Consider the following 22,721-nt stretch of genomic DNA (forward strand, 5'->3'; position numbering starts at 1 on the left):
CTAATTTTCTGTTGACATTTAATTTTGAACGTATTAGACTAGGATTTAGGCAAAAAGATGCCTTGAATTTGTAAAAATATAGTTTGATATAAAGAAAAGGAGTGTTAACATGGCAGCAAAGCATGGTAATCTTTCAATTCACAGCGAAAATATTTTCCCAATCATTAAGAAATGGATGTATTCCGATCACGACATTTTCATCCGTGAACTTGTTTCAAATGGATGCGATGCCATTACAAAGTTAAAGAAGCTTGAGATTATGGGAGAATACAGTTTCCCGGAAGATTATAAAGCAAATATTCAGGTAATTGTAAATCCGGAAGAAAAGACATTAAAATTTATTGATAACGGTATCGGTATGACTGCAGATGAGGTGGAGGAATATATTACTCAGATCGCTTTCTCCGGCGCAACACAGTTCCTTGAAAAATACAAGGATAAGACAAATGAAGATCAGATTATTGGTCACTTTGGACTTGGATTCTATTCTGCATTTATGGTTGCAGATGAAGTGCATATTGATACATTGTCTTATAAAGAAGGCGCTGCACCGGTTCACTGGACATGTGATGGCGGAACCGAATATGATATGACAGATGGGGATAAGACAACTGTCGGAACAGAGATTACACTGTATCTGAATGAGAGCAGCGTAGAGTTTTCCAATGAATACCGCGTGCGGGAAGTTCTTGAGAAATACTGTTCTTTCATGCCGACAGAGATTTTCTTATCCAATGCAAATGCAGAACAGGAATATGAGACAATTCCGGAAGAAGAGTTAAAAGATGATGACGTTGTTGTAGAACATATCCATGAAGATGCTAAGATGGAAGAGCAGGAAAATGAGAATGGCGAGAAGGAAATGGTGGAAGTTTCCCCGGCTTGTGAAAAAGTAAAAATCAACAAGCGTCCGGTACCGCTCAACGATACAACACCGCTCTGGGCAAAACATCCGAATGAATGTACAAAAGAAGATTATATTGCATTTTACAGAAAAGTATTTCTGGACTATAAAGAGCCGCTGTTCTGGATTCACTTAAATATGGATTATCCGTTCAATCTGAAAGGAATTTTATATTTCCCGAAGATCAATATGGAGTATGAATCTATTGAAGGTACGATTAAACTGTATAACAACCAGGTATTTATTGCAGACAACATTAAAGAAGTGATTCCGGAGTTCTTAATGCTCTTAAAAGGTGTAATCGACTGCCCGGATCTGCCATTGAACGTATCAAGAAGTGCGCTTCAGAATGATGGATTTGTCAATAAGATTTCCGAATACATTTCCAAGAAAGTAGCAGACAAGCTTGTGGGAATGTGCAAGACAGATAAAGAGAATTATGAGAAATACTGGGATGATATCAGTCCATTTATTAAATTCGGTTGCTTAAAGGACGAAAAATTCTGTGATAAGATGAGCGATTACATTTTATTTAAGAATATCGATCACAAATATCTTACATTAAAAGAATGTGTAGAAGAAAATGGCGGCTCTCTTGAAGCAGCAAAGGATGCAAAAGAGGAAGTGAAGGAAGAGGATAAGACAATTATCTACTATGTGACAGATGAACAGCAGCAGAGTCAGTACATCAATATGTTCCGGGAAGAGAAACTGGATGCAGTACTTCTGACACATAATATTGATTCCGCATTCATTTCTCAGTTAGAGCAGAGAAATCAGACAATTAAATTCCAGAGAATTGATGCGGATCTGACGAATACATTTAAAGAAGAAATTGCAAAAGAAGATGAGGAAGCAATCCAGAAACAGGCTGAGGAGATCAAGTCTGTATTCCAGAAAGCATTAAATAATGATAAATTAAATGTGAAACTTGAAAAGTTGAAAAATGATGCAGTTGCTTCTATGGTTACAGTATCTGAAGAATCACGCCGTATGCAGGAAATGATGAAAATGTATAATATGTATGGTATGGATGCAAATATGTTTGCGCCGGAATTAACATTGACATTAAATGCGAACCATCCACTTGTAAAATATGTTCTGGAACATCAAGATGGAGAACACACAAATCTTTTCTGTGAGCAGCTCTACGATCTGGCGGTATTAAGTAATCAGCCGCTGTCACCGGAAGCAATGACAAAATTTGTTGCAAGAAGCAATGAGATTATGATGCTTCTCGCAAAATAATATAAAAAAATCATCCTCCGGGGAGTTCCTGTTATCAGGAAACCCGGGGGATGTTTTTGGTTAAAAAGAAAGTGCTTAGTTTGAATCGGAATGCTGTTTTTTCTGAAGCATTACAATCCCTATGGCAATCAGTACGCCGCCTGTTACAAATGCAGACAGAAGACCGGTTGTATGGTAAACGGTATCATACAGGAAGTCCGGGATGATATACCAGAATAAATCTATCAGTTCCTGTGCAAGAACACAGATTCCGGCAACGATTAAAGCGCCTGCAATCCACATACGGTATTTCTGAAACAGTTCTTTGTGGTTGTCGATCAGATAATCGAAGCGGAACAGCCATCTGTCTTCTTCCTGGGCAAATTGTTCTTCAGACATATTTTTCAGATTATGTGTGTGGAAGAAGCTGTAACACCAGATAACAGGAAGTGCAAGGATCATCCATTCCATGTGAAGAAGCACTCCAATGGCAATCACACCCCAAAATAAAGTCATAATACTAAGTCCCTGCTTCTCAAGTCCCATATTCATTGGTCCGGCTCCCGGGATAAGGGAGCAAATAAAATTAATAAATCCGTTTTTTTTGTTTTTTCATCTCTATATTCCTCCAGTTCTTTTCGTTTCTGAGATTAGTATAGCAGTGAAAGATTAGGAATTTCTGGTGTAATTTTAAAGAATTTCTTAATGTTTTTTTAGACGAGAGAAATCGCATTTAGAAAGAATTCTCAAAAACTTATAAAAACACAGTATAATATCCCAAACCCTTTAAATATACTTGCTAACATGGACGCAAAATGCTATAATCGTGATGTATTTTAGGCATCCCTCTCTTGACAAGTGCATATGACACTGTGCCTTTGTCAAGAGAGTGGAAGTAAAGGAAAAGAAGGAAGTGATTTTTGTGGTTCAGTCAAGAACACATACATGTAATGAATTAAGAAGTTCTGATATCGGGAAGAAAGTTGTTCTCGCAGGATGGTTTGAAAATATTCGTAAAGTCAGCAAAAATCTGGGATTTTTAGTGCTGAGAGATTTTTATGGAACAACACAGATTGTTGTTGAGACAGAAGAAATGATGCAGATTATTGACAGTGTCAATAAGGAAACAACATTGTCTGTGGAAGGTGTGGTAAGAGAGCGTTCCAGTAAGAATGCAAACCTTCCGACAGGAGATATTGAAGTTGTTCCGGAGAAGATCAGTATTCTTGGCAGATGTTCTTATAACGCACTGCCGTTTGAAATCAACCAGTCAAGAGAAGCTGATGAAAATGCAAGATTAAAATATCGTTATCTGGACTTGAGAAATCCATCTGTAAAAGAAAAAATTGTGATGAGAAGTAAGATTGTGGCAGAACTTCGTCAGAGAATGAGCGAGCTGGACTTCCTTGAGATTACAACTCCGATTCTGACATGTTCTTCTCCGGAGGGAGCACGCGATTACCTTGTTCCGGCAAGAAACCATCCGGGCAAATTCTACGCGCTTCCGCAGGCGCCGCAGCAGTTCAAACAGATTTTGATGGCGTCCGGATTTGACAGATATTTCCAGATTGCGCCTTGCTTCCGTGATGAAGATGCAAGAGCGGACCGTTCACCGGGAGAGTTCTACCAGTTGGATATGGAAATGGCATTTGCTTCTCAGGAAGATGTGTTCCAGGTAATCGAACAGGTGCTTCCGCCTGTATTTGAAAAATACGGTGTATATAAGAGTGCGTCTACACTGCCATTTACAAGAATTCCGTATCTGGAAGCAATGGATAAATATGGAACAGATAAACCGGATTTGAGAATTGATCTTGTTCTTCAGGATGCAACAGAGATAATGGCAGACTGTGGATTTGGACCATTTGAAAACCAGGTTGTGAAGGCAATTGTTGTAGACGGTTTCAGTGCATCAAGAAAAGTAATCGATAAGATCTGCGCAGAAGTGGAAGTACAGACAGCGAATAAAGCGTTCTGGTTTAAAGTAGATGAGAATGGAAATCTTGTTGGCGGCATTTCTAAATTCTTAGAGCCGAGAAAAGAAGAAGTGATTCAGACACTTGGATTAAAAGCAGGTGATTTTGTCGGACTGACAGCAGGAAAGAAACTGACAGCGCAGAAGACAGCAGGTGTTCTTCGTAAATTGCTTGGTGCAGCCAGTGAGAAACATATGAAGCAGGACTGCTATGAATTCTGTTGGATCGTTGATTTCCCGATGTATGAGATTGGTGAAGAATCCGGAGAGCTGGAATTCTGCCACAATCCATTCTCTATGCCGCAGGGCGGAATGGAAGCATTAAAGACACAGGAACCATTAGAGATTCTTGCATATCAGTATGACCTTGTATGTAACGGCGTAGAACTTTCTTCAGGAGCTGTCCGTAACCATGATCCTGAGATTATGATTAAGGCATTTGAACTTGTCGGACTTGGAGAAGATGATGTGAAAGCAAAGTTCCCGGCGATGTACAATGCATTCTGTTATGGAGCGCCGCCGCATGCAGGAATTGCACCTGGAGTTGACCGTATGATTATGCTGATCTGCGGCGAAGAGAGCATTCGAGAAGTTATTCCGTTCCCGATGAACAAAAATGCAATGGACATTATGATGGGTGCGCCGGCAGAGGTAGAGCAGAAGCAGCTTGATGATGTACATATCATGATTCATCTGCCACAGGAAGAAGAGCAATAGGTAAGGGTAAGGAAGATATCAGGGAGTGCACCGGTATCTTCCTTTTATTATAAAGGATGGAATATATGGGCAGGAAAAAAGACTGGAAAAAACGAAGAAAACGGATTCTGAGAAGAAAGCTTTTGCGTGCGGCAGTATTACTTGTCATGCTTTTCATGGTCATCGGTATGGTCGCGCTTGCCGTAGTCGGTGTGAAGAAGCTTGCGGGCCTGTTTGAAAAAGAAAAACCGGCTGCTTCTGATAAGGTTGAGCAGGTTGAAAAAGGGGATAAAACAAAAGAACCAGAGAAAAAAGAGCCTGAAGAGCAGGAAGACGAGACAACACCGCAGTTGGTAAGCAATACACCACAGAATCTGACAAGAGAGCAGAGTATTGCACAGATTACGAAGATGTCAGAAACATATTCGGATATGAAGGAAATATTGGAGCGTCAGGAAGAATATCCGGATGAATTGCTGTTGATGCTGGCAAATAACCCGGAGACACTGGAGTTTGTGAAAAACTATCCGGCGTTACAAGGAACTGTAAATAACGCAGATCAGCTGAAGAAAATCCGTGAAGGAAGTATTCCGCTTCTGATCCAGTGGGATGAGAGATGGGGATATGGTGCGTACGGTGACAGCAATATTGCAATCAGCGGCTGTGGACCTACCTGCTTGCCATGGTAGCGGCAGGACTTAGACAGGACACTTCTGTTACACCACTTGCAGTTGCTAACTATGCACAGGAGCAGGGATATTACAGTGAGGCCGGAACAAGCTGGGATTTGATGACAACGGGATGTGAGCAGTTTGGGATTCAGGGCGAGGAGCTGGCCCTTGGAGAGAGTTCTGTGAAAGAACAGTTAGAGAGCGGTCATCCGATTATCTGCAGCATGGGCCCGGGGACATTTACAATAGAGGGGCATTATATCGTTCTGAGTGGATGGAAAAATGGAATGATAGAGATCCATGATCCGAACAGTGTTTCCAGAAGTAAAAAGTTGTGGGCTTACGGAGAACTGGAACCTCAGATTAAAAATATGTGGGTATATTCAGTAAAATAAGTCGCGGCAGACTTTCGAAAATGCATTTGCCGGAAGAAATATGATTTTGCGGGGCGAATGTTCAGGAAGCCAAGCGCGTTTAAAAGGAGGAAAAATGATGAGTGAAGAAAAGCAGGCTACAGTAGAGAACGAAAGAAGAGAATTGCAGGAAAAATTATGCTGTGGACAGCTTACTAAAGTTACAAAAATAATGGCTGGAACCGCTTCCAATATTGTGGAACTGGTGTTTGGGAATCAGGTAAGAGGAAAGATTACATTTCTGGAAGAAACGATTTTTCGCTATGACGTAGATCCGACAGGAATATTTGCAAGTTATGCGGTACCGAGAGAAGAGGCGCATACAGCGAAGATCCAGCAGTGTCCGGATGAGTCTGAATGGTATACAAAACCGGAAGCGGTTATCGTGGAAGGAGCTCAGGAAGCGGTAATTCAGTGTGGCGCAACAGAAGTTGTATTTGAGAAAGCCACAGCCAAAATGAGTATTCGAAGAAATGGCACTGTTGTCATGGAAGAAGCAGAAGCGCTGACGCTAACTGACGTTGAGGCAGTTCAGAAGCTGGTAAAACATGAAAAAGAGCAATTCTATGGCGGCGGTACACAGAATGGCCGTTTTGTACATACAGGAAAGACAATCCAGATTGTCAATGAGAGTGCGTGGATGGACGGAGGTGTTGCATCTCCGAATCCGTTTTATTTTACAACTGCGGGTTACGGCGTTTTAAGAAATACATTTTCAGATGGATGTTATGACTTTGGAGAAACGAAAGAAGATATCGTAAGTACAGTTCATAAAGAAGCCAAACTGAGTGCATATTATTTTATTACGGATGCTGAGAATGAACGCCGCAAAGTACAGGATTTATTGCGTGGATATTATCGCGTTACAGGAAATCCGCTGCTGCTTCCGGAATATGGATTTTATGAAGGGCATTTGAACTGTTATAACCGTGACGGCTGGTCTGAGGAAGCCGGAGATAAGGCTTGGAATGTTAAGGGAATACAGCCTTTCGACAGTGAGGGGATCACAAAATATGAAAGCGGTATGGCAACCGGATATCGTTTATCAAAAGGGCAGCACTCGGAATCATTGAATGGGGAGCGTCCGACTGTTGCAACAGAGAATTATCCGGCAGATGTGGATGCGCCGTATGAGTATTCTGCGCGGGCTGTGCTGGATGATTATATAAAATATGACATGCCGCTGGGATATTTTCTGCCGAATGACGGATACGGCGGAGGATATGGACAAAATGGTTATTACGTTCAAGGCGGTGTCAACGAAGACGGTTCCAGTTCTGAAGAACGTATCGCAGCAGTCGATGCAAACGTAGCGAACCTTGCAAGATTTACAGAGTATGCCAACAGCAAAGGTGTGGCAGCAGGACTCTGGACCGAGAGCAATCTGGCGCCGGATTCCGATAGTCAGACATACTGGCATTTGCTTAGAGACTTTAAGAAAGAGGTTTCAATCGGAGGTGCCACAACATTAAAGACAGATGTTGCATGGGTAGGACCGGGATACTCTTTCCAGCTTAATGGTGTAAAAACAGCCTATGATATCATTACAACAAGAGAGCAGTTCCGACCAAACATCATCTCCCTCGATGGCTGGGCAGGTTCACAGCGGTTCAACAGTGTGTGGAGTGGAGATCAGACCGGAGGAAACTGGGAATATATCCGATTCCATATTCCGACTTATATTGGAAGTTCTCTAAGCGGCAATCCAAATATCGGAAGTGATATGGATGGTATTTTCGGTGGAAAAGCGCTGATCGCAGCCAGGGATTTCCAGTGGAAATCTTTCACACCGCAGATGCTTAATATGGATGGCTGGGGAAGTTATATGAAAGCGCCGTTTACTTTCGGAGATCCATATACAGGAATCAACCGGATGTATATGAAAATGAAAGCAGAGCTTATGCCATATATTTACACAAGTGCGGTATCCGCTTCTAATATTGAAACAGGAAATGACGATACAGGACTTCCAATGATCCGCGCGATGTTCTTAGAATATCCGAATGATGAATATGCGTACAGCAGAACGATGCAGTATCAGTTTATGTTTGGTTCTGACATTCTTGTTGCGCCGGTTTACAAAAATACGATGGCAGATGAGATGGGAAATGATGTGCGAAACCACATTTATCTGCCGGATAAAGAAGAGATCTGGATTGATTATCTCACCGGAGAAAAATATGCAGGCGGTCAGGTACTCAATAATTTTGATGCTCCCCTTTGGAAGCTTCCGGTATTTGTGAAAAACGGGGCAATTCTTCCGAAATATGAAGAAAATAATACACCGGACGAGATTGATAAGTCAAATCGGATTGTAGAGTTCTGGCCGGCAGGGGAAAGAAGCTATACTGTGTATGAGGATAACGGAACCTATATTCAGAATGATACGACAGAAGAGGAAACATACGGAACGATCGATCACATTTCTTATGGAGATCATGTTTCCACAACATATACTTCCAAAGTGGAAGGAACAACAGCGATTCTGACAGCGGAGACTTCCAGCGGAAATTATGAAGGATATGAGAAACTTCGCAGCACTACCTTTGTAGTACATTTAACCGAAAAGCCGGAGAGCATTACGGCAGTCAACGGAACTTGCGAACTGAAAATGAAAGAAATGAAGTGTCTGGCAGAGTTTGAAGCGTGTGAAGCAAAGGCTGGAGAAGCTGTATGGTTCTACGAAGCAGAGCCTGTGCTCCGTACATATGCGTCAGAAGAAGAAAAAATATTGAAAGGTCTTGTGGCAAAGGTAAAATGCGCTCCGAAACTGCATGTAAAACTGGCAAAGGCAGATACTCAGACAGAGGTGCAGACGGTAGAAATCAAAGGATTTGTCAGTGAATTTAACCGTATGGCAGAAAAAGAACATGATGGACTGCAGGCGCCGATACTAAGTGCACCGGAGGAAATGAAAACATCCGTATCCATTGGACTTACATGGACTGAAATTCCGGGAGCAGCTGCATATGAGATGCTTGTAGACGGACGTTTGTATACAATGGGGAATGCGCTGTCTTATGTGCATGATGATTTGGAATACCATTCCGAACATACATATCAGATACGCTCAAGAAATGCAGAAGGTTACTCTGCATGGAGTGAAGTGTTTGTGACAAGTTCACTGTCAGATCCGTGGAGAAATGAAATCGGTGCGCTTGGAACAGTGACATGGACTGGCGGAGATGAAGCAGGTGCACTGAAATATGCTACAGACCATAGTTTCCGTGGATTATTCTTCGCAGTAGGCGATGTCGCCGGGGACCGCACTCCATTTATCTATGATTTCGGAGCGGCATATGAGCTTGACCGTTTCGAATACTATCCGCGCGATAACTATGGAAGCGGCTGTGTGCAGAAAATGAATGTATATTCCAGTCTCGACGGAAAACACTGGAAACTTGAGTGGGACGGCGCTTCTCAGGATGACTGGACATATAATGCCGATCTGGAAGTAGAAGAAAATGCGAAAGTCGTTCCTCTTAGCGGCGTCAGTGCACGTTATCTGAAGCTTGAAGTTGTGAAATCGATCCGTAACTACTTCGCATCCCATGAACTTCCGGTATTTAAGAAAGACGGAAGCAAACCGTTTGCCGTTGGAAGTACCAATAAGAATGAAATCGTTTCCGAAGGCGATTATACAAATATGAAGAATTATCTGGGAACTTGTGTGAAAGATGGTTCCAATTTTGTTGATCAGATCCAGAAACGAAGCGGAGATGTGAACATGAACGGCATCTATGATGTATATGACTATGCATTTACGATGTTTAAACTGGACGGTGGTACGAAACAGACCGGAAAGGCTTCCGGAGAGGCGCATCTTGCAGCGGATCGGGAGGAAGTGAAAGCAGGAGAAACATTTAATATGATAGTTTCTGCTGAATGTGCTGAAAATATTAATGCCTTCGGTCAGGTAATCAATTACAATCCGTCCCATATGGAGTTTGTTTCTGCAGCAGGAAATGACAGCGTAGCAGAGATGGAGAATCTAACGATAGCCAAGACGTACAGTGACGGTACCGCTTATGTGAATCTGGCATTTGCGAACAGGGGCGATAAGCCGCTTTACAGTGGAAGCGGTGAGCTTGCGGTGATTACGATGAAAGCCCTTGCAGATATCCGTCCGGCAGAAGAACTTGTATGTGACAGTGTACAGCTGATCGGACCGGAATATGATATCGTCGGAGAAAATGAAGCGGCTGAGGAAACGAAAGAAGCAGAAGAAAAAAAGATTGACAAATAAAAAATGTCATGCTATATTTAAAGAGGGTTAGAAATGACTAACTTTTAAAAAGCAGCGGTGCGGCTGCTTTTTAAAACCCTATCAGTTAGCAAAGACTAACATTGTGATTCATTTTCTTTGAAAGGAGTTTTGGGAATGTTTGAAAAATATCTTATTACCTATTGTTCTCCGACACTTGCCTCGCTGAAAAGTGCAAATCTGTTTACTGTGAAGTATGTAAGTGAGTCCGAGCTCTGCCTGCAGTTAGATGTATGGAACGCCCATTTCAGAAGCAAAGGATTATGTTTGATGGTGCTTCGCAGACAGGAGCATACAGCGTTGATCTATATCTATCGACATTCCCTCCTTTCAAAAGAACTGAAAAAACCGGGAGTCGCTGCTTTTCTGGCCGGATATGGTTATGAAAGTACAGAATTTCCTTATGTACTTGAGCATTTGAAAGCACGTATTGAACAAAGTGGTTCTTTTCCGCATGAAATCGGAGTTTTTCTAGGCTATCCCCTTGCAGATGTGATTGGATTTATTGAAAATGCAGGGCAGAACAGTAAATGTAGCGGATGCTGGAAAGTATACTGCAATGAGTGCGAGGCGATTCGGACATTTGCCCGGTTTAAAAAGTGCAAAGAAGTTTATGAACGGCTGTGGCGGCAGGGGAGAAGCGTCATGAAACTGACGGTGGCAGCGTAAAAAAGATAAATGCATATGTATTTCGTTAATTTTCACATATTGTTAACAAATTAACTATTGCGTTAAAAAATTAACAGTGCTATAATAGCACTTGGAAATAAGAAAAGCGATCCGGAAGTGCCAATGACGGAGCGCGCGGATGTGTAATAAGGAGGAATACATATCATGATGAGATTTACATTACCAAGAGACTTATACTATGGAAAAGGAGCACTGGAGCAGTTAAAGAATTTGGATGGAAAAAAAGCAATGCTTGTTCTTGGCGGCGGTTCCATGAAGAAATTTGGTTTTGTTGATAAAGTTGTTGCATATTTAAAAGAAGCAGGAATTGAAACACAGTTATTTGAAAATGTAGAGCCGGATCCGTCTGTAGAGACAGTTATGAAAGGTGCGGCTGCCATGAGAGAATTCGAACCGGACTGGATCATTTCTATGGGAGGCGGTTCTCCGATTGATGCGGCAAAGGCAATGTGGGTATTCTATGAGTATCCGGAGACAACCTTTGAAGAAATCATTCAGCCATTTTCTTTCCCGACATTAAGAAAGAAAGCCAAATTCCTTGCAATTCCTTCTACATCAGGAACAGCAACAGAAGTAACAGCATTTTCTGTTATTACTGACTATGAAAAAGGAATTAAATATCCTCTGGCAGATTTTAATATCACACCGGATGTTGCAATTGTTGATCCGGAGCTTGCAGAAACAATGCCTCAGAAGCTGACAGCACATACAGGTATGGATGCGCTGACACATGCAATTGAAGCTTATGTATCTACACTGAATTCACCATTTACAGATCCGCTTGCATTAAAAGCAATTCATATGGTATTTGATTATCTTCCGGCATCTTACAATAAAGATATGGAAGCAAGAGAACAGATGCATTATGCACAGTGTCTTGCAGGAATGGCATTTTCTAATGCATTGCTCGGTATCGTTCATTCTATGGCTCATAAGACAGGAGCAGCATTCTCAACAGGACATATTCCGCATGGATGTGCGAATGCGATTTATCTGCCATATGTAATCAAATATAATGCAAAAGATGAGACAGCATTAAAACGCTATGCAGAGATTGCCCGCTCAGTAGGTTTGGAAGGAAATAGCGATGAAGAACTGATGCAGGCGCTCTGTGCAAAGATTGATGCATATAATGTGGAATTAAATATTCCTAAGACACTAAAAGAATTTGATATCAAGGAAGAAGAATTTAAAGAAAAAGTTGCAGAAATTGCAAAGAATGCAGTAGGTGATGCATGTACAGGATCTAATCCGAGAAGTATTACACCGGAACAGATGGAGAAGCTTCTTACATGCACATATTATGGAACAGAAGTAGATTTCTAAGATAACCTTATAGTTCATTTCATTCAATAAAGAAACGGCACGGAGGGAGTTAACCTTTCGTGCCGTTTCGATTTTTCTTAAAAAGGCTGTCCGGAATCTTTGGAAGCAGCAATCATCTTCAGAAAATCCGGAAGAATTTTATCACTGTAAGCCATAATAGAATAGCTGCCCTTATTTAGACACCAGTCATAGATGAGGGCGCGTTCATACATGACATAGAGTTTTTCCAGTTCTTCAAGAGAGCGGTCGCTCCTCAGTTCTCCTTTCTCCATTCCCTCAGAAATAATCTGAATGATGAGCTGGAAATAAAACCGGTCTTCATCGAGAAGATGCTGAGAAGCTTTCGTAATAAGCTGAGAGGAATAAAGACGGGCGAGAAGATCTACGTTGATGCTCTCGTCGATCATCTTAAACAGTTCGTGATTTAGATAGGAAAGTTTCTCGCAGCATGTCATATCCGGCAGCAGTTTTGCAGAGAGTTCTTCATATTTCTCGTCAAATAAATCTGAAAGGGAGCTAAGAAGTGCATCTTTACTTTCAAAATAATGATAGAAAGAACCTTTGGAGGTATCCGAAGCGGTAATAATCTCATCCACAGTTGTATCATCATAACCGTATTTATAGAACAGATTCCAGGCTGCCCGGATGATTTTCATTTTTGTTTTTTGTTTGCGTTTTTTTGGCATGTGGTACCTCCTTGTGAAAATAAAGTATATAGTACAAAATAAAAAATACACCAGCCAGAGGAATGCTCTGGCTGGAAAAAGGCATTTATACGCCGGCAATAAAGCCGTATTTTAATGGATCAGTCGGATCGATCACATAGGTTGCCTCGCCTGTGATATAAGCGCTTCCTGTAATCTGCGGGATTACGGCAACATGTCCGTCTACTTCTGTTACATCTTTGATAACACCTCTGAAACGCGATCCAATGAAACTTTCATAAACGAAAGGTTCTCCGACACCAATCTTACCATGACTGTACAGTGCGGCAAGTTTTGCGCTTGTACCGGTTCCGCATGGAGAACGATCTGCCTGGGCATCTCCAAAGATAACAACATTTCTCATAGAGCATCCAATTGTTGGAGTCGGTCCATAAAATTCTACCAGATCTACTGTTGTAATGTCAAGATAAGGATGCTTTACTGTAACAGTAGCATTGATTTCTTCCAGAAGCTTCATACCCAGTTTTGTCAGGAACGGTACATTGTGAGCTTCAATCTCTTCCTGAATCGAGGCTGTGTCACATCTACAAGAGCGAAGAAACTTCCGCCAAAAGAAATATCATAAGCAATCTTGCGGCCTTCAACAGTTGCGACAAGATTCTCTTTATATAAGAAAGCAGGTACATTGGTCAGTGTAACTTCTGTTGCGCGTCCATTCTCTACCTTGACTTTTGTCCGGATGATTCCGGCAGGCGCTTCCAGTACAACATTCGTGTAAGGCTCTGTAACAGGAACAAGACCTGTCTCTACAGCAACTGTTGCAGATCCGATTGTCCCATGACCGCACATATTCAGATATCCGCCAGTGTCCATAAAGATGACTCCAAGATCTGCTTCACGGTTTACCGGTTCTGTGAGAAGAGCTCCGAACATATCCCGGTGTCCTCGCGGTTCATTCATGAGCGCTTTGCGGTATTGATCATATTTTTTTTCAAGAATGTGTTTTTTCTCCATAATGCTGTCCGCCTTGATATCCGGGAAACCGGATGTTACGACACGGGTAAATTCACCGACAGTATGTGTGTCAATGGCATGAAAGGCAGCTTCAAAAGAGTCTAAATTTAATTTTGGATTTAGTCCCATAATGTACCTCCGATAAAATGTTTGACATAGTATTGACAAATGATTTATAATAGACTATAGTCTAAACTGTACTTCAGTTTATTCTTATTATGATAGATTATGATTGAAAAGTCAATGAATATTTATTAAAATATAAATTAGGGCTTGAAGCTTTTCCAAAAATGTGGTAAAGTAAACTACGCATGAAAAATAAGGGTGTAGATAGGTAACTGGTGTGCCTCCTGGTCTTCAAAACCAGTGTAGGGCGTTAGTAGCGTCCTGGGTGGGTTCGATTCCCACATATACCCGCCAGAAAGAATCGTATATTTTGTACGTAGTAATAGAATGGAAGGTAAAGCAAAAGTCAGTTTGCTTTGCCTTTTTTGTTTTTTAGGCAGTTCCAAATGTTCCGGACATCAGTAATGGAGTCTGGGAAGGAAAGATAAAAGCAGGAAAACATAAAAAAGGAGAAGAAGGAAATGGGCAATTTGCAGATGCTTCTCAGACAGCACATCGGCGCACCGTGTAAACCGGTTGTTGCAGTCGGAGATAAGGTGGCAAAAGGAACGCTGATCGCAGAACCTGCCGGACTGGGAGCAAATATTTTCGCCAGTGTGTATGGTACGGTTACAGAGATTACAGAGGAAGCGATCATCATTGAACCGGATGCAGAACAGAAGGAAGAATTTGTAAAGATTCCGGAAGGCAGTAAGCTTGATATGGTAAAGGCTGCCGGAATCGTCGGTATGGGCGGCGCAGGCTTCCCAACAGGAGTAAAACTCGGAACAGATCTGAATGGCGGATATATTCTGATCAATGCGGCAGAGTGTGAGCCGGGATTGAAACATAATATTGCACAGATTGAAGCTGAGACAGAGAAAGTACTTCGCGGTGTGAAATACTGTATGGAAATTTCCAATGCAGCGAAGGCAATTTTTGCGATTAAGAAGAAAAATGAAAAAGCAGTTGAGCTGCTCCGTGAGGCAGTAAAGAATGAAGAGCATATTTCAATTCATTTGCTTCCGGATATTTATCCGATGGGAGAAGAGCGCGCTGTTGTAAGAGAATGTCTTGGTATCGAACTTGCACCGGATCAGCTTCCGTCAGCTGCACAGTCAGTTGTTATTAATGTTGAGACAGTTGCAAGAGTAGCGGAGGCAATTGATGAGCGCAAACCTTGCTTTGAGAAAAACCTGACAGTAGTCGGAAAGCTGAATGGAGGCGCAGAACCGCATGTATTCATGAATGTTCCGGTAGGAACAAGCGTGGGAGAACTGATCGAGCGCGCAGGAGGCATTGACGGACTCTATGGTGAGATCATTATGGGCGGACCGTTTACGGGAAAAGCGACAAGCGAAGAAGCTCCGATCACAAAGACGACAGGCGGAATCATTGTAACAATTGATTTCCCAAATCTTCACGGTGCAAAAGTAGGTTTACTTGTATGTGCATGCGGCGGAGATGAAGCGCGTATGCGTGACATTTGCCAGAAGATGAATGGCGTTGTGGCATCTGTTGCAAGATGTAAACAAGCAGCAGAGATGAAAAACGGCGCATTAAAATGTGAACGTCCGGGAAATTGTCCGGGACAGGCTAAGAACAATATCCAGTTCAAGAAAGACGGATGTGAATATATTATTATCGGAAACTGCTCAGACTGCTCCAATACAGTCATGGGTTCCGCGCCAAAGATGGGATTAAAGGTATTTCATCAGACGGACCATGTGATGAGAACAATCGGACATCCGCTGTATCGTTATCTGAGAGTTTCAAAACAGGTAGAACAGTTACCAGAATATAAATAAGAATACTACCGTCAGATGACGGAAAGTAGATAGAAGTGAAGTGGAAAAGGATAAGGAGGAAATTAGTATGTCAATTACAGCAGAAACAGCGAAAGCGCATGCAAATGATCCTGCGGTATTATGCTGCAGAGCAGAAGCTGGGATTACAATTGAGGCAGCTAATCTTGAAGATCCGGCAATTTTTGATGATTTAGTAGATTCAGGTTTATTAAACCTGGACGGGGTACTGACAATCGGACAGATTCTTGGATCAAAATTAACAAAAACATGTGATTCTCTTACACCAATCACAGCAGACGTAGTTGATGGCTACAAAGAAGCTGCTGCAGAGGAAGCAAAGGAAGAATCTGTAGAAGAAGCAGAGGAAGTATCAGAAGTACCTGCAGTACCGGCAGCAGCACCTATGGCACCTGTGCAAATGCAGGAGGCGTTCTGAAAATTCATATCGATGAAGGAAAAGGCATTGATATTGAACTTCCAATGATGGCAGGAGCAGCAGTAGGAACAGCAGCGCCTGTAGCTCCGGCAGCAGTACCGGTTGCAGCACCTGCAGAAGTAAAAGAGCAGGAACCAAAGTTAATCAGAAGTTTAACAAGAAAGCATTACAATATTACAGAAGTAAAAAGAGGACCGGAGACGAAAATTGAAGGAACAGTTCTTTACATTCGTGAAGGAATCGAAGAAGAAGCAGCAGCTTCACAGGAGCTTGTACATAGCTTAAAAATCGATATCATTACTCCGGACAAATACAATGAATACTCTGAGACAATCATGGATGTTCAGCCGATTGCTACAAAAGAAGGCGAAGATGAGATCGGAAGCGGTACAACAAGAGTACTGGATGGCGTGATCATGATGGTAACAGGTACAGATGCAAACGGCGTACAGATTGGGGAGTTCGGTTCTTCAGAAGGTATTCTGGAAGAAAACATTATGTGGAACCGTCCGGGTGCTCCTGACAAGGGAGAAATCTTCATTAAGACAGAAGTCGTAATTGCAGCAGGAACAAATATGGAACGTCCGGGACCGCTTGCAGCACATACTGCAACAGATGTCATTACACAGGAAATCCGTGAGGCTTTAAAAGCTGTAGAAGATGAAGCGCTTGTTGTAAATGAAGAAACATTCAACCAGTACAGAAGACCTGGCAAGAAAAAAGTTGTTATCGTAAAAGAAATCATGGGACAGGGCGCTATGCATGATAACCTGATCCTTCCGGTTGAGCCTGTTGGTGTACTTGGTGCAAAACCAAATGTTGATCTTGGCAATGTTCCGGTTATGGTTTCTCCGCTGGAAGTTCTTGATGGATGTATTCATGCATTAACATGTATCGGACCTGCATCTAAAGAAATGTCCAGACATTACTGGAGAGAACCGCTCGTATTGGAAACATTGATGGACGAAGAAGTTGACCTTTGCGGAATCATTTTCGTAGGAAGTCCACAGATCAATGCTGAGAAATTCTATGTTTCCAAACGTGTTGGTATGATGGTAGAAGCGCTTGATGTTGATGGTGCATTTATTACAACAGAAGGTTTCGGAAACAATCATATTGACTTCGCAAGTCACCACGAGCAGATTGGTATGAGAGGCGTTCCGGTTGTTGGACTTTCTTTCTGTGCTGTTCAGGGAGCTCTTGTTGTTGGAAATAAATACATGACTCATATGGTTGACAACAATAAATCAGAAGCAGGTATTGAAAATGAAGTACTTGCATGCAATACACTTTGCCACGAAGATGCGATCCGTGCATTAAATATGCTCAAAGCAGCTATGGCAGGGGAAGAAGTGAAAGCGCCTGAGAAAAAATGGAATCCGAACGTAAAAGCAAACAACATGGAACTGATTTCTAATGTAACAGGAAAACCAATCGAATTAGTGAAAAATGAGCAGTCACTTCCGATGAGCCAGAAGAGAAGAGAAAAATACAGCTAGGCTGTAGGAGCGATAGTGCTATGAAGTATGGCGATAAAATGATATATATGGAAGGGGTTATTGTAGAAATCCATGACGGATGTGTCGGAGTTGATCTGAAAGGCCGGCTTGGTTTTCTCAAAATCCCGATGCGGATGCTGATCACTGACTACGAGATTAAGATCGGTCAGGAAGTTGGATGGAATATGAGTTTTATTGAACAGCTTGGACCGGAAGTCAATGAGAAATATATCAGCAATCTGGAAACATATCAGAAGCGGCAGCAGGCAATGCGCGCCGCACAGGAAGAAAAGAAGGAGGAATCATAATGAGTTTAACAGCTGTGAAAGGATTACAGTCTGAAATTTTCGTTCCGATCACACCTCCGCCAGTATGGGCACCGGTGACAAAGGAATTAAAAGATATGACAATCGCACTTGCTACAGCAGCAGGTGTACACCATAAAGAAGACAAGAGATTTAATCTTGCCGGAGACTGGACATGGAGAAAGATCACAGATCAGATGAAATCAGAAGATCTGATGGTTTCTCACGGTGGATATGACAACAGTGATGTAAATAAAGACATCAACTGTATGTTCCCGATCGACCGCATCCATGAGTTAGCGAAAGAAGGAGTTATCAAAGCATGTGCTCCTGTTCATGCAGGCTTCATGGGCGGCGGCGGAGACCAGGAGAAATTCAAAAATCAGACCGGTCCGGAAATCGCTCAGATGTTCAAAGAAGAAGGCGTAGACGCAGTAATCTTAACTGCCGGCTGAGGTACTTGCCACCGCTCTGCAGTACTGGTGCAGAGAGCAATTGAAGCTGCAGGTATCCCTACGATCATCATCGCAGCATTACCGCCTGTTGTAAAACAGACAGGAACACCTCGTGGCGTGGCGCCGCTTGTACCGATGGGTGCAAACGCAGGTGAACCAAATAACCCGACGATGCAGAAAGAGATTGTAAAAGCAACTCTTGAGCAGTTAGTCAAACTCGAAAGTCCGGGCAAAGTTGTTCCGTTGCCATTTGAGTATATTGCAAAAGTATAAGATAGGATGCCGGAGAAATCATAGGTTTCTCCGGTTTTCTTTTTCAAGAAAATATTGCAGTAGATGACAAAAATGGTGTCAATTCTTGCAGAAAACGAAGTTTTAATTGCTTTTTTATAAAGATATGCTATAATTTGAATCGTATCAGGCAATACTATTTTTCAGAGAATAAAAGATCCTGAAAAAGGATTCGGATAATAGGTCAGAGGAGTTAGCTTCTGCCTTTCTTTTTAATAGTTATAAATTAACTATAGAATATTTAAATAATTTTTTCGGATGAAATCGTCGCTTTGTTCGCGTTTCATCTGAAAAAAGAAAATAAGAAGAGCAGATTCACATACGCAGGGAAAACGGATGTGAAATGGCGAAGCCTGCTCTTTTTTAGATAAAGAGGTGATTTGGATGTGGTATGTAGTTCAAGTAAGAACAGGCATGGAAGAAGAAATCAAAACCCAGTGTGACAGAGTAATCGATGGGCAGATTTTACAGAGATGTTTCATACCTTATTACAAATCGTTGAAGAAATATGAAGGAGAATGGCATATAGAGCAGAAAATACTATTTCCGGGATATCTTTTTGTGATTACAGAAAATGTAGAAGGTCTGTATATGGAATTAAAAAAAGTATTAGGCTTAACAAAACTAATAGGAATGGGCAAAGACATTCTTCCACTCTCTGAAAATGAAATAACATTCTTGAAATTATGTGGAAAATCAGAAATGATTGTGGATATTTCTGTTGGTGTAATTGAACATGGTGCATTACATATTTTAAAAGGACCATTGAAGGGATTAGAGCGCTGTGTTAAGAAAATTGACCGGCATAAACGCAAGGCTTATATTGAAGTAGAGATTGCAGGAGAAATCAAGAAGACGCAGGTAGGGCTTGAAGTAATAGAAAAAGAATAGAAAAACAAAATGTTTGATACAAAAAACAGGGCGATTCCTTTGGGAGTTGTCCTTATTTTTATGAAAGAAACCATGTTTCTTATGAAATTTGGTTGAATATAGATTAATTATAGAAAGGAAAGAGAAGAAAAATGAAAATATCATTTTCACCGCCTGATATTTCTGAGATGGAGATTGAGGAGGTAGCAAAGACATTACAAAGTGGTTGGATAACAACAGGTCCAAGAACAAAAGAATTCGAACAACAAATTGCAAAATATGTGAATTCCGAAAAAGCGGTCTGCTTAAACTCGGCAACTGCCTGCTTAGAGTCAATTTTACGTCTATTGGAAATCGGACCGGGGGATGAAGTTATCGTTCCTGCATACACATATACGGCAACAGCAAGCCCAGTTGTCCATGTAGGAGCAAAACTTGTAATGATTGATTGTGCAGAAGAAAGTTTTGAGATGGATTATGAGAAAATGGAAGCGGCGATTAATGAACATACAAAAGCAGTTATTCCTGTAGATTTGGGTGGTGTGGTATGTGATTATGAAAAGATATTTGCAGCAGTGAATCGAAAGAAAATGTTGTTTCATCCATCAAATGAAATTCAGAAATCCATCGGAAGAGTTTGTGTTGTGGCAGATGCAGCTCATGCATTTGGAGCAAAAAAGAAGGTTGATGGAATTTGGAAAATGTGTGGAGAAATTGCAGACTTTACAAGCTTTTCATTTCATGCAGTAAAGAATTTTACGACTGCAGAAGGAGGGGCACTTACATGGCGAACCACTAAAAATATTGATAATGAGTGGATTTATCATCAGTTTATGCTGTTATCGTTACATGGTCAGTCAAAAGATGCACTTGCTAAGACACAACTTGGAGCATGGGAATATGATATTGTATCGCCGGCGTATAAGTGTAATATGACAGATATTATGTCTGCGATTGGACTTATGCAGATGAAACGATATCCGGAAATGTTAAAACGCAGAGAAGAAATTATTGGAAAATATGATGCAGCACTTAAACCTTTAGGGATAAAAGTATTAGATCATTATTGCGAAAAAAATCATTCCAGCGGACATTTGTATTTGATGAGAATTCCAGGAATTACGGTGGAACAGAGAAACGAGGTTATTATAAAGATGGCAGAACAGGGAGTAGCTACAAATGTACATTATAAACCTTTGCCAATGATGACAGCTTATAAAAAACTTGAATTTGATATTAAAGATTATCCAAATGCATTTAAACAATATGAAAATGAAGTGACATTACCATTACATACTTGTTTGACAGATGAAGAAGTGGAGTATGTGATAGAGAAGATTGTGGAGATTGTAAAAGTATGAAGAAAATAATGATTTTAGGTGCAAGTATTCTTCAATTACCAGCTATTAAAAAAGCGAAAGAAATGGGCTTACAAGTAATTGTAGCGGATATGAATCCAGAAGCAGTAGGATTTAAAGAACAAGGGATTATTCGCGAAATAATAAGTACTATCGACTCAGAAAAAATTTTGCAAGCTGCAAAAAAATATCAAATTGATGGAATCATGACACTTGCTAGTGATATGCCAATGCGTTCGGTCGCAAGAGTATCAAAAGAGTTGGGAATAATAGGGATTACAGAAGAAACCGCGTTGCGAGCGACAGATAAAACGGTTATGCGTCAGTGCTTGAAAAATAATAATATTCCTATTCCAGAATTTTATAAAATAGCTAATGAGGCAGAGTATATTAATGCCATTAATATTTTTAAAAGTAAGTATATGAAATGTATATTAAAACCTGCAGATAATTCAGGAAGCCGTGGGGTTACATTGTTAAAGGACTTATCTGATGAGCATGCAATTAAGGCAGCATATGAATATACAAAACAATATGCTAGGAGTGGGCTTTTAATTATTGAAGAATTTATGGATGGAGTTGAAGTTAGTGTAGAGTCATTGAGTAGCAATGGGAAGTGTTATGTGATTTCGATTACAGATAAATTAACAACGGGTGAACCGTATTTTGTTGAAATGGGGCATAATGAACCATCTTTACTTCCAATAGATATTCAGAAGAAAATTATTGATATAACACAAAATGCAGTGAGGGCGATTGGAATTGAAAATGGACCTTCTCATACGGAGATAAAGATTACAAAAGAAGGTCCTAAGATTGTCGAAATTGGGGCACGACTTGGTGGAGATAATATTACATCTCATCTTGTTCCCCTTTCAACAGGTATAGATTTAGTAAAAGCATGTATTCAAGTAGCTTTGGGAGAAGAAGTAAGCTTAAAACCTGAATTTAATAAAGGAGCTGCTATCAGATATTTTCAGACAAGAGAAGGAATAATAAAAGCTATTTCAGGTATAGAAAAAGCTCAAAAATCACAAGGAATAAAACAAGTTGCTATTGTACATGGAATTGAAGAAAAGGTAGATGAGATACGAAATAGTGTTGATCGAGTGGGATTTGTAATTGCTCAAGATGAGACTGTGGAAAAAGCTATTCAAGATTGCGAAATAGCGATGGAAAAAATTGTTATTGAAATAATTTAACAGGGGGATGTTATGTATAAAAAATATTTTAAAAGAATATTTGATATTTTAATTTCTCTTATAGCTATGCCGTTTATTGGTATTATATCAGTTTTGGTAGCAATAGCTATTTTTATAGAAGATAGAGGAAGCCTTTTTTATATGGCGAAGCGTAGAGGAATTAATGGAACGATTTTTGCAATGTATAAATTTCGTTCTATGAAAATGAATGCACCTGATATTAGAAATGCAGATAATTCTACATATAATGCACCTGATGATCCTCGTATTACAAAAGTAGGAAAATTTTTGCGTAAAACATCAATTGACGAATTACCACAATTAATCAATGTATTAAAAGGTGACATGAGTTTAATTGGTCCGAGACCAATTACTATAAACCGTCCATTAGATGAATATGACGAAAAACGTAAAATTCGTTTAACTGTAAAACCTGGAATTACAGGATATTCTCAAGCATATTTTAGAAATAATATTTCTCAAGAAGAAAAACTTCAAAAAGATGCGGATTATGCTTGCAATGTAACATTTATAGGGGACTTAAAAA

The 22,721-nt window shown here is 40.7% G+C and carries 16 protein-coding genes, 1 tRNA gene and 2 pseudogenes; 16 read left to right on the forward strand and 3 right to left on the reverse strand.

Annotated features, from left to right (window positions below):
• Positions 1-109 precede the first annotated feature (109 nt).
• On the forward strand, positions 110-2,152 hold the full coding sequence (gene htpG / locus DWX73_RS06115) for a molecular chaperone HtpG (protein ID WP_118347851.1): 2,043 nt from the start codon (positions 110-112) through the stop codon (positions 2,150-2,152).
• A 75-nt stretch (positions 2,153-2,227) separates the two neighbouring features.
• Here htpG and DWX73_RS06120 read toward each other — a convergent pair whose 3' ends face one another.
• Entirely contained in the window at positions 2,228-2,683 is a 456-nt protein-coding gene (locus DWX73_RS06120) for a hypothetical protein (RefSeq protein WP_118347853.1), read from the reverse strand.
• A gap of 370 nt (positions 2,684-3,053) precedes the next feature.
• Between DWX73_RS06120 and aspS the strand changes: the two genes are divergently transcribed.
• From aspS to DWX73_RS06150, 6 genes are all read left to right on the forward strand, one after another.
• On the forward strand, positions 3,054-4,823 hold the full coding sequence (aspS, locus tag DWX73_RS06125; protein ID WP_118347885.1) for an aspartate--tRNA ligase: 1,770 nt from the start codon (positions 3,054-3,056) through the stop codon (positions 4,821-4,823).
• 65 nt (positions 4,824-4,888) lie between these two features.
• Entirely contained in the window at positions 4,889-5,491 is a 603-nt protein-coding gene (locus DWX73_RS06130) for a hypothetical protein (RefSeq protein WP_118347855.1), read from the forward strand.
• Positions 5,485-5,868: a C39 family peptidase gene (locus DWX73_RS06135; RefSeq protein ID WP_118347857.1), complete on the forward strand. Its 384-nt coding sequence runs from the start codon at positions 5,485-5,487 to the stop codon at positions 5,866-5,868. The genes DWX73_RS06130 and DWX73_RS06135 overlap by 7 nt, the downstream gene beginning before the upstream one ends.
• Positions 5,869-5,962: 94 nt before the next feature.
• Positions 5,963-10,132 (forward strand): TIM-barrel domain-containing protein, encoded by a 4,170-nt coding sequence (locus DWX73_RS06140; protein WP_242996659.1) that lies wholly within the window; start codon positions 5,963-5,965, stop codon positions 10,130-10,132.
• A 135-nt stretch (positions 10,133-10,267) separates the two neighbouring features.
• Positions 10,268-10,819: a DUF3793 family protein gene (locus DWX73_RS06145; protein ID WP_118347861.1), complete on the forward strand. Its 552-nt coding sequence runs from the start codon at positions 10,268-10,270 to the stop codon at positions 10,817-10,819.
• A gap of 165 nt (positions 10,820-10,984) precedes the next feature.
• The gene (locus DWX73_RS06150; RefSeq protein ID WP_118347863.1) at positions 10,985-12,166 is read left to right on the forward strand and encodes an iron-containing alcohol dehydrogenase; all 1,182 of its coding nucleotides are present in this window, start codon (positions 10,985-10,987) and stop codon (positions 12,164-12,166) included.
• Positions 12,167-12,243: 77 nt separating this feature from the next.
• On the opposite strand, the gene DWX73_RS06155 is transcribed toward DWX73_RS06150, so the two are convergent.
• Together DWX73_RS06155 and DWX73_RS15495 are read right to left on the reverse strand one after the other, a co-directional pair.
• A complete protein-coding gene (locus DWX73_RS06155) occupies positions 12,244-12,852 on the reverse strand; it encodes a TetR/AcrR family transcriptional regulator (protein WP_118347865.1) in 609 nt (202 codons plus the stop codon).
• A gap of 85 nt (positions 12,853-12,937) precedes the next feature.
• A pseudogene (locus DWX73_RS15495) lies at positions 12,938-13,974 on the reverse strand (proline racemase family protein).
• 193 nt (positions 13,975-14,167) lie between these two features.
• On the opposite strand from DWX73_RS15495, the gene DWX73_RS06165 reads away from it, so the two are divergent.
• The 9 genes and pseudogenes from DWX73_RS06165 to DWX73_RS06205 form a co-directional block, all read left to right on the forward strand.
• Positions 14,168-14,265: transfer RNA gene (locus tag DWX73_RS06165), tRNA-Sec, on the forward strand.
• 167 nt (positions 14,266-14,432) lie between these two features.
• Positions 14,433-15,758, forward strand: a complete 1,326-nt coding sequence (gene prdC / locus DWX73_RS06170; RefSeq protein ID WP_118347867.1) for a proline reductase-associated electron transfer protein PrdC — start codon at positions 14,433-14,435, stop codon at positions 15,756-15,758.
• Positions 15,759-15,825: 67 nt separating this feature from the next.
• Positions 15,826-17,693 (forward strand): annotated as a pseudogene (gene prdA, locus DWX73_RS06175) (D-proline reductase (dithiol) proprotein PrdA).
• Positions 17,694-17,713: 20 nt separating this feature from the next.
• Positions 17,714-18,001 (forward strand): CBO2463/CBO2479 domain-containing protein, encoded by a 288-nt coding sequence (locus tag DWX73_RS06180; RefSeq protein ID WP_118347869.1) that lies wholly within the window; start codon positions 17,714-17,716, stop codon positions 17,999-18,001.
• Positions 18,001-18,726 (forward strand): D-proline reductase (dithiol) protein PrdB, encoded by a 726-nt coding sequence (prdB, locus tag DWX73_RS06185; protein ID WP_118347871.1) that lies wholly within the window; start codon positions 18,001-18,003, stop codon positions 18,724-18,726. The genes DWX73_RS06180 and prdB overlap by 1 nt, the downstream gene beginning before the upstream one ends.
• A 402-nt stretch (positions 18,727-19,128) precedes the next feature.
• Entirely contained in the window at positions 19,129-19,635 is a 507-nt protein-coding gene (gene loaP / locus DWX73_RS06190; protein ID WP_118347873.1) for an antiterminator LoaP, read from the forward strand.
• 131 nt (positions 19,636-19,766) lie between these two features.
• Positions 19,767-20,975, forward strand: coding sequence for a DegT/DnrJ/EryC1/StrS family aminotransferase (locus DWX73_RS06195; protein WP_118347875.1), 1,209 nt, complete (start codon positions 19,767-19,769; stop codon positions 20,973-20,975).
• Entirely contained in the window at positions 20,972-22,174 is a 1,203-nt protein-coding gene (locus DWX73_RS06200; RefSeq protein WP_199413539.1) for an ATP-grasp domain-containing protein, read from the forward strand. The genes DWX73_RS06195 and DWX73_RS06200 overlap by 4 nt, the downstream gene beginning before the upstream one ends.
• A gap of 12 nt (positions 22,175-22,186) precedes the next feature.
• On the forward strand, positions 22,187-22,721 hold a 535-nt coding region (locus tag DWX73_RS06205; protein WP_147334777.1), incomplete at its 3' end, for a sugar transferase.

Source organism: Coprococcus sp. AF21-14LB (assembly GCF_003458885.1).
Taxonomy (GTDB): Bacteria; Bacillota; Clostridia; order Lachnospirales; family Lachnospiraceae; genus UBA9414.

What these genes read in the sequence shown, in the direction of transcription:
- DWX73_RS06120 (WP_118347853.1), bottom strand. Translation starts at nt 2,683, where the DNA reads ATGAATATGGGACTTGAGAAGCAGGGACTTAGTATTATGACTTTATTT.
- htpG (WP_118347851.1), top strand. Translation starts at nt 110, where the DNA reads ATGGCAGCAAAGCATGGTAATCTTTCAATTCACAGCGAAAATATTTTC.
- DWX73_RS06140 (WP_242996659.1), top strand. Translation starts at nt 5,963, where the DNA reads ATGATGAGTGAAGAAAAGCAGGCTACAGTAGAGAACGAAAGAAGAGAA.
- DWX73_RS06135 (WP_118347857.1), top strand. Translation starts at nt 5,485, where the DNA reads ATGGTAGCGGCAGGACTTAGACAGGACACTTCTGTTACACCACTTGCA.
- DWX73_RS06195 (WP_118347875.1), top strand. Translation starts at nt 19,767, where the DNA reads ATGAAAATATCATTTTCACCGCCTGATATTTCTGAGATGGAGATTGAG.
- DWX73_RS06145 (WP_118347861.1), top strand. Translation starts at nt 10,268, where the DNA reads ATGTTTGAAAAATATCTTATTACCTATTGTTCTCCGACACTTGCCTCG.
- DWX73_RS06155 (WP_118347865.1), bottom strand. Translation starts at nt 12,852, where the DNA reads ATGCCAAAAAAACGCAAACAAAAAACAAAAATGAAAATCATCCGGGCA.
- DWX73_RS06150 (WP_118347863.1), top strand. Translation starts at nt 10,985, where the DNA reads ATGATGAGATTTACATTACCAAGAGACTTATACTATGGAAAAGGAGCA.
- prdC (WP_118347867.1), top strand. Translation starts at nt 14,433, where the DNA reads ATGGGCAATTTGCAGATGCTTCTCAGACAGCACATCGGCGCACCGTGT.
- DWX73_RS06180 (WP_118347869.1), top strand. Translation starts at nt 17,714, where the DNA reads ATGAAGTATGGCGATAAAATGATATATATGGAAGGGGTTATTGTAGAA.
- DWX73_RS06130 (WP_118347855.1), top strand. Translation starts at nt 4,889, where the DNA reads ATGGGCAGGAAAAAAGACTGGAAAAAACGAAGAAAACGGATTCTGAGA.
- DWX73_RS06200 (WP_199413539.1), top strand. Translation starts at nt 20,972, where the DNA reads ATGAAGAAAATAATGATTTTAGGTGCAAGTATTCTTCAATTACCAGCT.
- loaP (WP_118347873.1), top strand. Translation starts at nt 19,129, where the DNA reads ATGTGGTATGTAGTTCAAGTAAGAACAGGCATGGAAGAAGAAATCAAA.